Source organism: Candidatus Zixiibacteriota bacterium, assembly GCA_040753875.1.
Lineage (GTDB): Bacteria > Zixibacteria > MSB-5A5 > GN15 > FEB-12 > DATKJY01.
Map to the genome: position 1 here is coordinate 1 of JBFMDV010000007.1, position 15945 is coordinate 15945.

General features: G+C 55.2%; 13 protein-coding genes. 9 read left to right on the top strand and 4 right to left on the bottom strand.

The genetic code is table 11. From position 1 onward, the window contains the following. Positions 1–317 precede the first annotated feature (317 nt). Entirely contained in the window at positions 318–2339 is a 2022-nt protein-coding gene (locus tag AB1644_04075; GenBank protein ID MEW6050223.1) for a hypothetical protein, read from the bottom strand. Between the two features lie 153 nt (positions 2340–2492). Here AB1644_04075 and AB1644_04080 point away from each other — a divergent pair, with 153 nt between their 5' ends. From AB1644_04080 to AB1644_04110, 7 genes are all read left to right on the top strand, one after another. After that, complete coding sequence (locus tag AB1644_04080) at positions 2493–2699, top strand: hypothetical protein (protein ID MEW6050224.1); 207 nt, start codon at positions 2493–2495, stop codon at positions 2697–2699. A 6-nt stretch (positions 2700–2705) separates the two neighbouring features. Next, positions 2706–3893, top strand: coding sequence for an Ig-like domain-containing protein (locus AB1644_04085; GenBank protein MEW6050225.1), 1188 nt, complete (start codon positions 2706–2708; stop codon positions 3891–3893). 392 nt (positions 3894–4285) lie between these two features. Beyond that, positions 4286–4873, top strand: a complete 588-nt coding sequence (locus AB1644_04090; protein ID MEW6050226.1) for a TetR/AcrR family transcriptional regulator — start codon at positions 4286–4288, stop codon at positions 4871–4873. 220 nt (positions 4874–5093) lie between these two features. Continuing rightward, positions 5094–6386, top strand: a complete 1293-nt coding sequence (locus tag AB1644_04095; protein ID MEW6050227.1) for a TolC family protein — start codon at positions 5094–5096, stop codon at positions 6384–6386. Positions 6387–6400: 14 nt separating this feature from the next. Beyond that, positions 6401–7462 carry an efflux RND transporter periplasmic adaptor subunit gene (locus AB1644_04100; GenBank protein ID MEW6050228.1) on the top strand — a complete coding sequence of 354 codons (1062 nt, stop codon included), beginning with the start codon at positions 6401–6403 and terminating at the stop codon, positions 7460–7462. A 40-nt stretch (positions 7463–7502) separates the two neighbouring features. Continuing rightward, positions 7503–10535 (top strand): efflux RND transporter permease subunit, encoded by a 3033-nt coding sequence (locus AB1644_04105; GenBank protein ID MEW6050229.1) that lies wholly within the window; start codon positions 7503–7505, stop codon positions 10533–10535. Positions 10536–10695: 160 nt separating this feature from the next. Continuing rightward, a complete protein-coding gene (locus AB1644_04110; GenBank protein ID MEW6050230.1) occupies positions 10696–11085 on the top strand; it encodes a VOC family protein in 390 nt (129 codons plus the stop codon). An 89-nt stretch (positions 11086–11174) separates the two neighbouring features. On the opposite strand, the gene AB1644_04115 is transcribed toward AB1644_04110, so the two are convergent. Next, on the bottom strand, positions 11175–12059 hold the full coding sequence (locus AB1644_04115) for a bifunctional methionine sulfoxide reductase B/A protein (protein ID MEW6050231.1): 885 nt from the start codon (positions 12057–12059) through the stop codon (positions 11175–11177). A 275-nt stretch (positions 12060–12334) separates the two neighbouring features. Between AB1644_04115 and AB1644_04120 the strand changes: the two genes are divergently transcribed. After that, positions 12335–12907, top strand: coding sequence for a hypothetical protein (locus tag AB1644_04120; protein MEW6050232.1), 573 nt, complete (start codon positions 12335–12337; stop codon positions 12905–12907). Positions 12908–12931: 24 nt separating this feature from the next. Here AB1644_04120 and AB1644_04125 read toward each other — a convergent pair whose 3' ends face one another. Both AB1644_04125 and AB1644_04130 read right to left on the bottom strand, forming a co-directional pair. After that, a complete protein-coding gene (locus AB1644_04125; GenBank protein MEW6050233.1) occupies positions 12932–14164 on the bottom strand; it encodes an NAD(P)/FAD-dependent oxidoreductase in 1233 nt (410 codons plus the stop codon). A 4-nt stretch (positions 14165–14168) separates the two neighbouring features. Further along, a complete protein-coding gene (locus tag AB1644_04130; GenBank protein ID MEW6050234.1) occupies positions 14169–15053 on the bottom strand; it encodes a DMT family transporter in 885 nt (294 codons plus the stop codon). Between the two features lie 125 nt (positions 15054–15178). Here AB1644_04130 and AB1644_04135 point away from each other — a divergent pair, with 125 nt between their 5' ends. Next, on the top strand, positions 15179–15934 hold the full coding sequence (locus AB1644_04135) for an RsmE family RNA methyltransferase (protein MEW6050235.1): 756 nt from the start codon (positions 15179–15181) through the stop codon (positions 15932–15934). Positions 15935–15945: the final 11 nt, after the last annotated feature.

The window sequence follows — 15945 nt, forward strand, 5'->3', positions numbered from 1 at the left end:
CAGCCCGGAGGCGCTCAACAGAACGATCCGGGCTCGTCGGGCCAGGGCGTGCGCGGTGTTGCGACGCCGCACCCATTGGCCCAGCCGTTCGCGCTCGGGTGGAGACAATCTCAACGGCATCAATCGCGGTCCTCTACGCATGGTATCCTCCAGTATATGGTTTACCAAAGATACGCAGAAGACAAATAATATGATAGATATTAAAGACTCAATACACTAGATGCAGTGCAATACAAAATCAAATTAGCGGGCAGAACAACCGCCAGCAAGTAGTATTTGCAGTTCGTTACGAAGAAAATGGCTTATATTGGCAATGTTCAGCGTTCCAGATATGAATAGTACTCGAGTACGGACTGGTAGTCCGAGCGGCCCACACCATAGCGACGAAACGCTGCCAGGTGTTCCCCGGCGGTTTGGAGGTCACCCATTTGGATTGCCACGATCATTCTTATCAGGTGGCCGCCGGGTGAAAGAGTTTCGCCGGCAAACAGAGTGTCGGCAACAGCAGAGGCTGAATCAAGTCGACCCATTCTGAAGAAGGTGAGACCCAGTCCCTCCAACACAAAGGTGAGACTGGGATCATTCTCGTGGGCGGACCGAAACGTATGCAACGCCTTTTCATATGAACCGGCATTAAGGTACATCTGCCCCAACTCGTTGCCGATTATGGCACTGTGGGGTCGCAACTCCATCGTCTTCAAAAAGTACTTTTCGGATTCTAATGGTCTCCCCAGCTTGCCGAGGCAATTGGCGTACAATTGAAGAAAGTCCGGATTATATGGATATTCCTGGACGAGCGAATCGACGATCGGGTACGCTGTCATGTAGTTACGACGATTGACATACGAATATGCCCGCATCATCCGGCCATACTCGGGAAATACTGCCTTCATCTCCGTCGAAACTTCCGCTGACCTGACTTTGTCCCCTCTATCGGCATAGTAGTTGACCAGGACTGCCCAGCCGCTTCGATCCTTAGCACCATAGTATCGAAGCAAAGTCTGATAACGCACCTCCGATGCTCGTATGTCTATATTCGCCCACAAGTAGCCCGTAGTGACCGCCGTAACGGTAACCGCGTACGCGACCAGTAAACGCCCTCCTACCGGCTTAACCGCACCTCCCATTCTGTATATCAGGTAGAGCATAAAGGGAAATAGTGTGAATGACATCAGGTCCCAATCCCTTTCCATGCCCAACACAGGGTTAATGACCAGCACAAAGAGGAATGAACCAGCAAAACACCAAAGCAAAAATGACCTAACAGGTCCAGACCCGACCCTCGCATCCTGGCCCGTCCCAACTAGCCAGATCGCAAGTAATCCAGGCAGCAGAACCAGCGAGAGATTTACAATGTCGAGCAAGTGCTTTGGACTAAACGCCGCGTACTCCGGTGCTGGCGGGCGGCCGATAAACGGGGGCAGGAAAATGACCTCGAATTGGATCTTCGTCAGATACAGCCAGATTAAAATGACGGTGCCTCCAGCCGCGAGCATTGCCACGACCAGCCAATACACCCGGCGCCATTCTAACCTCCGGTCCACAATCGTTAGGTTGTAAATGAGAAGGTAAGCTACTCCAGCAACCAAATATACTGCTTGCAGATGCAGAATGGCCGCGAGACCAGCGGCGAAGAGCGGGGCAAGAATCCACCGACGGTCATTGAAATACTTCAAGACGAGATTGAAGAACGCGGATCCGGCGGCCCAAAGCAGAAAGTAGTACTCGACGTAACCGAAATACAGAAGCATCATGCCTGAAAATAGACAAGTGATAAGACCGAGCAATCGCGCATGGGCGTCCGCGCAGAGCCGACTGACAATGCCAACGCAATTATATATAACCACTGCTCCTGACACGATAGAAAGCACCTGAATGGTTGCCAGAATAGACTGCGGCGAACGCTCTCCAAACATTGCTTGTACCCAGCGCACAAGCCACATCGAACCGGCCTCCGTCCATCTTGCAGCCGGAGCCGAGTCGCGACTGTATATTGACAGAATCGTGTAGCCGTCTCCAAGAAAGTGTGTCTGCATCCGAAAGAGATAGAAGACAGCACACGCAGCCAACGCCAGCCCCAGCTTCGGCACGACGCCATGATCAAAAATGGCTCCCGAAATAGTGTCCGCGAGTCGATCTAAGCGTTTGTTAAGATTACTGGAGAATATTAGTACGATTATTACAGCGAACAGTATCCAATATGCATACCACCACGCGGGTGGCAGAAACTGCAGATGATTGATCCCCCACATGGACTGCAACGGCACATATGAGGCAATCCCAAACAGCGCCATTGTGGCAAACAACGCCACTGCTGCAAGCCATTCTGCTCTGCTCATGGCAGTAGAATAGCTCTGGTTGATTCGGGGAGTCAAGCGGAGAGGTTACGAAGTGCTCGGCTTTGAGGTCGAGATTGCTTCGTTCGTTCCGCCTTCGGCGGAACTCCTCGCAATGACGGGCTTCTGGTCGATAGTGAAATTGTCGCCATCGAGGTGACCGCTGTCGATGCGTCGCCGGTGTTTGCCTTCATCGGCCCGCAAACGGTGGCTGAGGGGGATACGCTGGCGGTCGTTGTCAGCGCGATTGATCCGGACGGTGGTAGTCTCACACTTTCGACGGATAGCCTTCCGATAAACGCCGCTTTTGTCGACAACGGTGACGGGACCGGCAGCCTCAGCTTCAGCCCTGACTTCGGTTAGGAGGGGGTGTACAACGTCACGTTTATTGCCCATGATGGTGTACTGGCCGACAGTGAGATCGTCGCCATCGAAGTGACCGACGTCAACCGCGTGCCGGTGCTGGCCTCGATCAGTTCGCAATCGGTGACGGAGGGGGACACGCTGAAGATTGATGTCACTGCGACTGATCCTGATGGCGACAGCCTGACACTCTCGGCTGTGAACCTGCCGACAAACGCCATCTTCAGTGACAACAGTGACGGTACTGGCAGCTTCAGTTTCAGTCCCGACTTTGCGCAGGCGGGAGCATACAACGTTACCTTCATTGTCTCTGACGGAGTTATGGCCGACAGTGAGATCGTCGCCATAGAAGTGACCTCGGTGAATCTGGCGCCAGTGCTGGCCATGATCGATTCGCAAGTACTGTTCGAGGGGGACACGCTGGCGGTCGAGATCAGCGCAACAGATCCTGATGGCGACAGTTTAATACTGTCGGCGGAGAACCTGCCGACGAACGCCAACTTCAGTGATAACCGTGACGGGACCGGGAGGGTGACCTTTGCTCCCGACTTCACGCAGGCGGGAGTGTATGACGTCACTTTCGTTGTTTCTGACGGTGTTCTGGCCGACAGCGAGGTGGTGGCGATCACGGTCGTCAGACACGACCCGCTTACCATTTCGGGCAACGCGGGTGTCGCTGGTACAATCTTTAGTTATATGATTGATACGACAGAGACAACAACTGCCGACGGGAGCGGCTACTATTCGCTCACCGTTCCGTACGGCTGGAGCGGCACGGTAACGCCGAGTATGGATGGATATGTCTTCTCTCCAGCCAGCCGGACCTATGCCAATGCCATATCGAATCAGACCGACCAGGACTTCACGGCATCGATCATTTCGGATGTCAGCCAGGATAATGGTGGCCTCATTCCGGACGAATTCCAGCTCGCTCAAAACTACCCCAACCCATTTAATCCGGAGACGGCGATAGAATATGCTGTCGCATCCCGATCTCCTGTGAGGATTGAGGTTTTCAATGTACTCGGTCAGTGCGTGCGAGTTCTGCTTGACGAAGTGAAAGCAGCGGGCAATTACCAAATGACATGGGACGGTACGGACCAGATCGGCAACCTCGTCTCGACCGGTATGTACCTATATCGGATTCAGGCTGGCGACTTTGTTCAGACGAAGAAGATGCTGCTGCTTAAGTAGTGCGACACGCGCGAGTGCACGGAGAGAGGGCCGGTGGCATTGTCTACCTGCCCCCTGTTATTTCGACAAACTGGCCTCCACCTGTTACTTCAACGCTGGTTGTGATCGCTACATCTCGCCCGAGAAACGCGGTCGAGACTCGCGATGACGGGATCGGGGCTTTTTCAACAGGCCCGCAAGTTGAGAGTTCGTCCCTCCTCTCAGCAGTAACGTAACGTGCAGTGAATTAACATGTTATACAAAATCACCTTTCTGTTGAAACATTTTGTTGTGAACGCCGTTTAAGTACTTGACAGTGTTTATAATGACGATATCTTACGAGAGACGTTCGGATGCACGTAGAGCCAGTTAAGATGGGCACAATCGAAAGGCGGCAGCGGGAGCGAGGACAGATGCACGACGCCATCGTCAGCGCTGCAGTCGAACTCTTTCTCACCGAAGGTTACGAGCAGACATCAATCCGCAAGATCGCCGAGAAGATCGAGTACACTCCAGGTGCCATCTACTCATACTTCAAGGACAAAGACGAGATTCTGTTCGAGATCCACCTCCGCGGATTTGAGAAACTGTTTGAACAGCTCAGGCCTGCCCTGGAAGGTGTCGATCCGCTGGACAGACTTTATCGCATTGGAAAACTGTACATCGACTTCGCTCTGCAGAACCCGCAGTATTACGATCTGATGTTCATCGGCTTGAGCATGGCTCGCTCTATCAAAGAAAAGCAAGAGTGGGAGTCCGGTGAAGGCGCCTACGGGGTTTTAAGGCAGATTGTAGGTGAATGCATAGAGAAAAAACTGTTACCGGCAGGTGATGTTGATGCCGCAGCGTACACATTCTGGTCGATGGTGCACGGGATGGTGTCGCTAGTATTACGGGGGAGATGCATGGCCCCCCCGGCTGAGCGGCCCAACCTTGTGTACGGTTCATATGAATATTTGTGGAAGGTGATGTCAAACCAGAGGAAGCCCGATGGCAGGTAACGAACTAATCATAAAACCCGCATCAGCCGGAAGGAAGTCGGTCGCGGCAGAGGCGCAAGCAAACAGACAGATATTTTTTTGACCACGTATTAAACAGTGTTTAAGGACTATGCAACGTTCAAGAACTTCATGTCAGAATGCTCCTCGACTCCGGGTAATGCTCGCCAAGGCTGTTGCCTTGCTTGTAATCGCAACAGCCTCCGCCTCTGCATCTCCCTACATGGATGAGTACGTTCGACTTGGGCTGCAACAGAACTCCGAGATCCAGCAACAGCGGCTTCAGTATGCCGAAAGCAGGTCTGCGGTGACTGAAGCCCGCGCGAATCTGCTGCCATCATTGTCGCTTGAATCGCGATACAGCGACTTCCATGGGAATATGTTGAATGTCGGCGATCTGATCAATCCGGCCTATGCAGCGCTCAATCAGTTGACGGGAACGAGCAGATTCCCGACCAGCCTCGATCTGACAATTCCTCAGAAGCAACAGACCACCCTGCGACTAACCCAGCCGTTATTTGAGCCACGGGCCTTGTACAACTTCAGGATACGCCGGTACCTCCGGGATCTTGAGAGCGCCAGGCTGAAGACGTCCGAACGGTCTTTGGTACGGGACATCAAAACCGCCTATCTCGGCTATGCCAAATCAGTGCGGGTCGTTGAGCTGTATGATCAAACGATCAGTGTACTCGAAGAGAACGTACGCGTCAGTCAAAAGCTGGTCGACAATCAAAAGGCTACTCTCGATGTACTGTATCGCGCCAAGGCCGAGCTCAACGATCTCAAACAAAAGCGGTCCGAAGCGGAACTTCAGCGGTCCGATGCCGCCCGGTATTTCAATTTCCTTCTCAAGCGTTCCTTGGATGCGCCGATCCTGCTGGACGTTGATTCGGCAATAGGAGCTATAGAGGTTCCCGGTGTCGATTCCGCACTCGCGCGCGGGTTGGCTCACCGGGATGAGTTACATCAACTCACATACGGCCTTCGCGCGGCATCGAACTCGATCAAACTGAACAACGCGGCGTTCTATCCAACGTTATCTGTTGCCCTCGATTATGGATACCAGGGGAACGACTATCGGTTCGACCGGGACGACGACCTGACCACCGTTTCCCTGGTCGCGACATGGAATCTCTTCAACGGCGGGCGGGACGCGGCGCGCCGACAGCAGGCCGTGCTGGAGTCCGAACGACTTCGCCTTCAGCAGGATGAAGTCAGGCGACAGATCGAAATGCAGATCCGGCAGACCTATGACGCCGTACTGGTGGCTCGGCAGTCGGTAAGCACCGCTGCCGACCGTTTGACTAGCGCGCAGCGATCGTTTGAACTTGTGTCCCGTCGCTTCGCTGAAGGTATGGCTCCGCAAGTCGAATTTCTGGATGCCCGGGCCAATCTTACCTCCGCCGGTATCAACCAAATACTCACCACCTATGACTTTGCCGTTCGGTACGCGCAACTCGAACAGGCGGCAGCGCTGGTCGACTTGCAGACCATAACGGCAGACCAGGACAAATAAGGAGACAACATAGCATGCGCACAGCCGTTCTATTCACAGCTCTGGTCCTCGCAGCGCCCGCCGCTTTGCTGGTTGGTTGCAGTACCACCAAGAGTGCGGCGTCGGGACCAAACCAGCCCGACATCAAACCGGTCCCGGTACGGATCGCCGCGGTCGAGCATACCCGGGCCGATCTTCCCGTCCGCGCAGTGGGGAAGGTGGCAGCGAAGGAAGAACTGCGCTTATCATTCAAGATCGGCGGCATCATCGAGCACATGTTGGTCGACGAAGGTGAATCCGTCGAAAAGGGAGAATTACTGGCCGGCTTGAGCTTGACTGAGATTGATGCCCAGTTAACTCAGGCGCAAAACGGGTTTGACAAGGCGGACCGCGACCTGAAACGGGTAAAAAACCTGTTTGCCGATACCGTCGCCACGCTTGAACAGCTCCAGAACGCGACTACAGCATGGGAAGTGGCCAGGGCGACTCTTGATGCAGCCTTATTCAATCGCGAACACGCTCAGATATTCGCCCCCGCTGCGGGATGCATCCTCAGGCGGTTGGCCGATAACCACGAGCAGGTAACGGCCGGTTCCCCGGTGATCGTACTGTCGGGGTACGAAAAGGGGTGGGTCATGCGAAGCGGCCTGGCCGACGTCGATTTCCTTCGGATCAAGCTGGGGGACTCGGCCAGAATCGAGTTCGATGCCTTACCCGGTACAATGGTCGGCGGCACTGTCTCCGAAATCGGAGCCGCTGCCAACCCGATCAACGGCACCTATGAGATCGAAATCAAAGTCGGACCAACTGCCGCTCGGCTGGTATCAGGTTTAGTCGGAAAGATCAGTATCACGCCGACAACTGACCAGCTCGCGGCAATGATCCCCATCGAAGCCCTGGTCGAGGCAAATGAATTGAATGGCTATGTCTATGTCCCTTCCGCTGACGGGAGATCGGCTCGACGTGCGGCAGTGACGGTCGCGTATCTGAAGGGCGGCCTGGCCGTCGTTCACGACCCGTCCAGCGCACTCCAGATGGTGATAACGGCCGGGGCGAGCCGGTTGAGCGACGGTGCGGCCGTGGTCGAAGTGAAGTGATGAGCGTAATCGGCACCATGACCAATCCCGGAGACCCCCAATGAAACTGGCTGAATTCTCGGTTCGGAATCCACAGTTTACGATCGTCCTTTTCGTACTGCTCGTCGGTTTAGGGGTGACATCGTTTATGGCGATCCCGCGCTCGGAGGACCCGATCTTTCCGATCCCACAATTTGCCGTGGTGGCGGTTCTCCCGGGCGGGGGTCCCCACGATGTCGAACAGTTGATAGTCGATCCTCTGGAAAAGAGCATCAAAGAGCTGGAGGATATCAAGCAGATCAAGTCCACTGCCGAAGATCAGCTTGCGATCATCAACGTCGAGTTCAACGCCAATTCCAATGCCGAACGGAAGCATGATGCCGTACTGCGCCAGGTCAATGCCGTCCGCTCGGAACTTCCGGCCGAATTGCTGAGTCTCGAGGTGATCAAGTTCAGCCCCTCCAATGTCAGTATTGTTCAGGCCGCGCTGGTATCGGACTCGGTCGATTATAAGACGCTGGAGATTCACGCCAGGAAATTGAAAGACCGCATCGACGCCATCGCAGGCGTCAAGGACTCCAAGACGTTGGCCTATCCGGAGACGCAGGTCAGGGTATCGTTGGACCTTGAGCGCATTGCGGCGTTGCATGTACCGCTTGGTCAGATCATCGCTGCCGTTCGGAGCGACAACGCCAACATCCCGGGCGGTTCGGTGGATGCCGGTAGACGTCGATTTAATCTGGAATCATCGGGCAAGTATGAGTCGCTCGACCAGATCGGATCGACAGTGATCAGTACTGCCGGCGTCTCCGTTATCCGGGTCCGCGATATCGCCGAGATCGCGTGGGGTCAGGAAAGCGAGACCTATACGGCGCGCTTGAACGGCCATCGGGCGGTGTTCGTGACGGCCACGCTGCAGGCCGGACACAACATTTTCGATGTGCGGGACAAGATATATGCGGAATTCACCGACTTTGCGAGAACGCTTCCGGCCGGTATCTCGTTCGACCCCGGTTTCGATCAGTCTCGTAATGTCGCTCGTCGGCTGGACCATTTGCGGACGGACTTTGTTATTGCGATCCTGCTGGTACTGGTCACGCTCTTGCCGCTTGGCCCCAGGGCATCGTTGATCGTGATGATCTCCATTCCCCTCTCCATGGCGATCGGCACTGCGCTTCTCTATTTCACGGGCTTCAGCTTAAATCAACTCAGCATTGTGGGGTTTGTCATCGCGCTCGGATTGCTTGTCGATGACTCAATCGTTGTCGTCGAGAATATCTCGCGCTTCATTCGCGAAGGGCATAGCCGCCGTGATGCCGCGATCCTGGCGCCCCGGCAGATCGGCGTCGCCGTGATCGGCTGCACGGCAACCCTGATGTTCGCGTTTCTCCCTTTGCTGTTTCTTCCCGGAACACCCGGTAATTATATCCGAAGCCTTCCAGCTTCCGTCCTATGCACGATCGGCGCGTCGCTCGTGGTATCTCTGACTATCATTCCGTTCCTGGCCAGTTTCATCCTTAAGAGGGAGGAGCATCGCGAGGGGAACCTGGTGCTGCGCGGGCTCAACTGGATTCTGGAACGCTCGTATCGCCGCCTGTTACACTGGTCCATCGGCCATCCTCGGTCCACTGTTGCGGCAGCCGCCGTGTTCTTTGTGGCCAGTCTGGGCCTGATACCGGTGATCGGCTTCAGCCTTTTCCCCAAAGCAGGTATTCCTCAATTTCTCATTACGATAGAGGCCCCCGAGGGGAGTTCGGTCTCCGTCGTTGACGATGCCGCACGGTATGTCGAGCACGAACTCATCGGTGCACCAGGGATCAAGGATGTCTTCAGCAACATTGGCAAGGGGAACCCTTCGGTATATTACAACCGCTTCAGTCTGGGAGAGAAGTCGAATATCGGCGAACTGCTCGTGTTGATCGACGAGTATGACACGGACAAAACGCCGAAGTTTCTTGACAGCCTCCGCCAGGTTTATGGCAGCTATCCCGATGCCAAGATCGAAGTCAAGGAATTCGAAAATGGCCCGGCCATCGAGGCGCCCATCGCCATGCGCCTCGTGGGTGATGACCTGGACACGCTTCGGCTGCTGGCCGCCCAGGTCGAGGACGTTATGGCCGGAACACCCGGCACAATGTCGGTGAACAACCCCGTTCGCTCTCCACGGACCGATCTTCGACTAACCATTGACAGAGACAAAGCAGGGCTTCTTGGTTTGCCGTTGGTCGACATACAACGAGCCGTCCGTCTCGGCGTCGCCGGTCTCTCGGTTGGTCAGTTTCGAGAAGAGAACGGCGATGAATATGATATCGTGCTTGGATTGCCGCGTGGGAAACGGCAGACTGTCGAGGCACTGGACAAAATGTATATCGGCTCGACAGTAACCGGCTATGTTCCCCTTCGCCAGGTCGCCACCCAGGAATTTCAGACCTCGCCGACCGAGATCGATCATTTCAAGCAGCGGCGGGCGGTGACAGTGACTTCCGACATAAAGACCGGCTTCAACACCGACCGCGTCACCAAACAGATCCTGACCAACCTCCGCGGACTCGATCTACCAACCGGATACAACCTGATCCCCGCCGGAGAAATCGAAAGTCGCCAGGAGAGCTTTGGGGGATTCAGCTCCGCCATCCTGATTGCTGCCTTTGGGATGCTGGTTGTGCTCATCCTCGAGTTTCGGACGTTCAGAGGCACGCTCATTGTGGCATCAGTAATTCCCCTCGGCGTCATTGGCGGACTTGTGGCGTTGCTCATCGGCGGTCAGACCCTGTCGTTTGTCTCCATGATCGGGTTCATCGCTCTAATGGGTATCGAGGTAAAAAACTCGATCCTGTTGGTCGATTTTACCGACCAATTGCGGCTTCAAGGGCTGAGCGTGGACGATGCTATACAGAAGGCGGGCGAGATCCGCTTCGTTCCGATCCTGCTGACTACCCTCACGGCGATCGGCGGTCTGCTGCCGTTGGTCGTGGAGGGCGCTCCACTGTATGCCCCTCTGGCAATGGTGGTGATCGGCGGGCTGATCAGTTCGACACTTCTCGCCAGATTGGTCACCCCGGTCATGTACAAGTTGCTTGCACCTGCCTTGTAATGCCGGCTGTCGGTCTCGTCAGTAGCCGGGCCGACGCAGCGCGGCTCCTCTGACCAAACAGAGTTAATTTTTGTCACAACGCCGAAACAGGGTGCTCGCCGTCACGTATCCTATAGGTGAATCATAGACTATCACAATCCACACCTCAGAGGAGTCGCAAATGACTGAACCGTCCCATCCGAACAAGAATGCCATCAATTGGTTTGAGATCCCGGCTTCCGATTTCGACCGGGCCGTCAAGTTCTATAACACGATCATGAATATCAACATGCAGGTCTTTCCGATGGGGCCCGCCCAAATGGCGTTCTTCCCGATGGAAAGCGGGTCAGTGGGTGGGGCAGTTGTCAAGCAGCCGGGGCATGAGCCTGGTCCGCACGGCCCTCTTGTCTATCTGAATGTGACCGGCCAGTTTGACCAGGTGCTTGGTCGAGTGGAAAACGCGGGCGGAAAGGTCGTCTCGCCGAAACGGCTGGTAACCGAAGAGATCGGCTATGTAGCCTCGTTTATCGATACCGAGGGGAACCAGGTCGCCATTCACGCGCCGAAATAACGCTTGTCACAACAAATCACGGCGACCTTCCCTTGTCGCCGGGATTTCATGTTCAATGTATCCGTCCCTTGCTAAGACAAGCGGAAGAATCAGAACCGTTTCGTGTAAACATGGCAGTACGGCTGCTTGCCGGTCTGATCATAATAATCCTGGTGGTACTTCTCTGCTTCCCAGAACTTGTCCGCTTTTGCCAACCGTGTCGCCACCTTGAAGCCCTTGGCCTTCAGAATACCTATCAGTTTCTCGGAAATCTGCTTCTGGTTGTCGTCGACATAGAATATCTCCGAGCGGTATTGATCGCCGATATCCGGTCCCTGACGGTTTACTTGCGTCGGGTCATGTATTTCAAAAAACAGTTTAGCCAGTGTCTCGAAGTTGGTCTTGGTCGGATCAAACACAACTTCGACCGCCTCGGCATGTCCGGTGGTGTCGCTGCACACATCCTGGTAGGTTGGTTGTTCGGTGCGGCCCCCCATATATCCGACCCGTGTGGATAGAACACCCTCAGTCTGCTTCAAGAGATGCTCCGTACCCCAGAAACAACCCCCGGCGAAATAGGCGGTCTCAGTCGTCGCGGTCTGAGCAGCCGGCACGAAATTCAGCGAAATCGAATTGACGCAGTGCCGAACATTCTTCGCGGTGAACCTTTCCCCTTCAAAGACATGCCCCAGATGCCCGCCGCATTTCGTACAGGTGATTTCCGTCCGCTCGCCATCGGCATCCATTGTTCGCTTAACGGCGCCGGGAATCTCATCATCGAAACTCGGCCAGCCGCAGCCGGAGTCGAACTTGTCCGATGAGCGATAGAGCGGTGTGCCGCACTGTTTGCATGTGTAAGTGCCGGTCTCGGAATTCTTGTAGTACTTGCCGGTAAACGGCGCTTCGGTTCCCTTATGGACAATGACCCGCTCTTCTTCGGGGGTCAGTTTTGCTTTTGTGGTCGTCTTCTCCATTTTGATCTCCTGAGACATCATGGTCAGGGGCGCCAGGGTAATTGCCAGAATGGCTATCAGCGCACATCCGAGCAGTAGTTGTTTCTTTGCAACTCGGTTCCCTATCACGGGTTAGCTACCTCCGGGTAATTGGTGTCCAAGGTGTCGAGCTATCGCCGCTGCTTGTGTACCTATAAGACAAGCAGCGCCTGCGATTGGTTCCGAGAGACTATTGTCGATGTTTTAGAGTTGCCCGTATGCGTGGCACAAATATGTTATCACCGGAGCATCAATTGCCATCACAGAAAGGATTCCGTATGAAAAGGGCAACGGCTTTAATAATTCTGTGCGGTCTCGGATTGTTAACCGGTTGCATACCGTTTGCAGTCTCCCCCTGGTATCAAGAGAAGGACCTGGTGTTCGATCCGGCCCTGATTGGCGTGTGGTCGATGGATGACCCGGAGGGAGACGATGAACGCTACCAGTTTGAACAATCAGGTCCCGATGAGTACACACTCACCCATACCGACGACGGTCGCAAATCGCTCTACTCGGCGCATTTGTTCAAGCTGGGGGATCAGTTATGCATGGACGTCTACGCGAAGGACCCACTTGTAGAGTTGGATGGAATGTTCGCGGATCACTCACTGATGTTGCACTCCTTCTATGTCGTCCATGCGATCGCTCCGGTACTGGCGATATCGACTCTCGAATATGATTGGCTCAAGGAATACCTGAAAGACCCGGGGATGCCGGCGCATATCATCGATGACAATCGCATCGTGTTCACGGCGCAGACTTCGGAATTGCAGGCCCTTGTGCTCAAGAATCTTGCCAACGACAGTGCCTTCTGCGAACCGGAAGTTCTTAAGTGGGTCGCGAATGAATGACCACGCCGGTGTACGGCGGCAGCGCTACTTACCGGCCATGTTTTCGCCAGCGATCCAACCGGTTGTCCAAGCGCTCTGGAAATTAAAGCCGCCGGTGATGCCGTCGATGTCCAGTATTTCGCCAGCGAAATAGAGACCGGTACAGAGACGGCTCTGCATCGTTCTGAAATCGATCTCCTTCAGGCTGACACCACCGCAGGTGACGAATTCCTCCTTGAATATACCTTTGCCCACAATGTCGAACTGCGCGGCATTCAGTTCCGTGACTATTGCATTTATGGCGCTTCGGGTCACATGTGTCCAGGTGGTTTCGACGTCAACCCCGGAGACATGCACAATGCGGCGCCAGTATCGTCGAGGAAGAGCGACCGGCGGGTCGACGTGCACCTGCTTCTTGCCGTTGTTCTCTCTGTAGACTGACAACTTCTGCAGGAGCTGTTCGCGGCTCTGTTCGGGGAAGAAGTTCACGGTTAACCTGGCGTGATAAGTATCGCGATTCAACGTCTTGGCTCCCCATGCCGAGAGCTTGAGCACAGCCGGACCGCTCAGCCCCCAATGCGTGATAAGTATCGGGCCGGGGTGACGAAGCTTCTTCCCGATGCTATCAATTATGGTCAGACTCACATTTTCAAAACTGACCCCGGCCAGTCCATCCAGGCGCGGGTCGGAAATCTTGAACGTGAATAGCGATGGCACACAGGGAATGATCGTATGTCCGAGCGACTGGGCAAACCGGTATCCCTGAGGGCTGCTGCCGGTGGCGATAAGGACTCGGTCACACGACTGATAGGAGTTATCGTGAAGCGTTAATTCAAACCGCGGCTCGCCGTTCTGCATACTCGATTCAACGTTCTTGATGCGTGCGCCGAGTCTGAGTTGCACGCCGCAGGTTTCAGCGACATTCAATAGACAATCGACAATAGTCGATGATTGGTCGGTGATCGGGAACATACGGCCGTCCGGTTCGGTTTTCAGCCGGACTCCATGCTGCTCAAACCAGTCAACCGTGTCTCGCGGCTGGAATCGTTTGAACGGCGCCAGCAGTTCCCTGCTTCCACGCGGGTAGTTCTTGATCAGTTCGACCGGGTCGAAGCACTGGTGCGTGACATTACATCGCCCACCCCCCGAGATGCGCACCTTGTCGAGCGGCTGATGGGTAGCTTCGAACAGGATAATCTCTGCCGACCGGTTGCATGTAGCCGCTGCGATTGCGCCGAAAAACCCCGCCGCCCCGCCGCCGACTATGGCAATGCGCATGAGTTCATTCCTTCGGGCACTCGTCCGGTGTCAACTTTGAAGGCATTCCGCTCAGCCCCAACGCCGCCACAATAAACAACCCGCCAATGGCCCCCCTCATCGAGAACAGCTCCCCGCCGATTGTCCACGCCGTCACCGCCGCGAACACCGGTTCCAAAGCAAATATCAACGACACTTTCAAGGGCGAGGTGAACCGCTGCGCCAGCATCTGAATCACAAAAGCCGAAAGAGTTGGAAACAGCGCCAGGAACAGTACCCACAGCGCGGTGCTTGTACTTCCGACTGCAAGCGGTCTGCCTGCCACCAGCGACACAATCAGACTTATCAGTCCCACCAGCAGGAACTGCTGGCAGCTTATCACGTACGGGTCGAATCCGGACTTCATGTACTTGTCGGAATACAACAGGTGAAGCGCGTACGCCATCGCGGCGACAAGCGTCAGAATGTCTCCAAGATTCACCCGCGTCAGCCCGCCTGTCAGAATCCACAGGCCAATTAACGCCACAGCCGACGCGATCCACTCCCACAGAGTTGGTTTTCGATGGAATATCGTCCGCAGGAATATCGGTACAAAGGCAACGAACAGCCCCGTAATGAATCCGGAATTGGAGACAGTCGTGTATTTGAGCCCAGCAGTCTGGGGAACGTAGAGAAGCACCAGGATAATCGCCAAAAACAAGCCGGTGCTCATGCCGGCGAGGAGCTCCCGCTTTGAAGCCAGCACGTACACCAGAAGAACCAGTCCGGCAATGAGAAAGCGATACGCCACCATCGTAACGGCATCGATATCCGCCAGAGCCATCTTGACGATAAGAAATGTCACACCCCAGATAGCCGAGGCGTACAAAAGCCCCAAGTCGGCCAGGAGAATTGTTCGTTTGCTGGGCATGGGATGGCCTGGCATGCCGTAGTAAGCGGAGAAGTCGCCGGACTGTCAAAGGATTCCTGACCGTCGCGCCGGGCCGGGGCTTTTTCGCTGTTGAACGGCTGTCGCATAGTGTACTTTGCTGCTCTATGAATCTCGTCATTCTGACAAACCAGGACCGCGTCGGCAAGGACCGGTACGTGCTGACAGACCATCGAGCAACACACATCCGCGAGGTCCTCAAAGGACACGCGGGAGCGACTGTTGAGGTAGGGTTGGTTGATGGTCCGGTTGGCACGGCCGCCATCGAATTGACTGATGACCGCCAGGTCGTGCTGTCCTGCAGTGACTGGTGCGAGGCACCCATACCGCGTCTCACGGTTGATCTCGTGTGCGCCATTCCGCGGCCGAAGACACTTCGAAAAGTGCTGATACTCGCTGCTACCATGGGAGTTCGGTGCGTGCATTTCGTACGTGCCAATCGGACTGAGAAAAGCTACTTGCAGTCACCATGGCTCAACCCAGAGCAGCAGTTACCGTTTCTTCTCATAGGACTCAGCCAGGGGAGACAGACGCGCCTGCCCGAGGTGAATGTCTGGCCCCTCTTCCGGCCGTTTGTCGAAGATACTTTCCCGGATCGGGAGAACCGCGAGGGGGTGCTGTCGGTTAAACTCCTGTGCGATCCGGGAAGCGACATTCGCTTGACCGACTTGGATATCAATTGGTGTGGCGTGCGATTTGTCGTGGCGATCGGCCCGGAGGGGGGCTGGGTCCCGTTTGAGACCGGGCTGCTTGAGAAAGCGGGTTTCCAGCGTTTTTCGATAGGTCCGTGGACACTTCGCGTGGAGACCGCCGTTGCGGCGGCGCTGGCGCAGCTCGGACTGGTTAGTGGAAAAGACAAATGAATATTGACTAT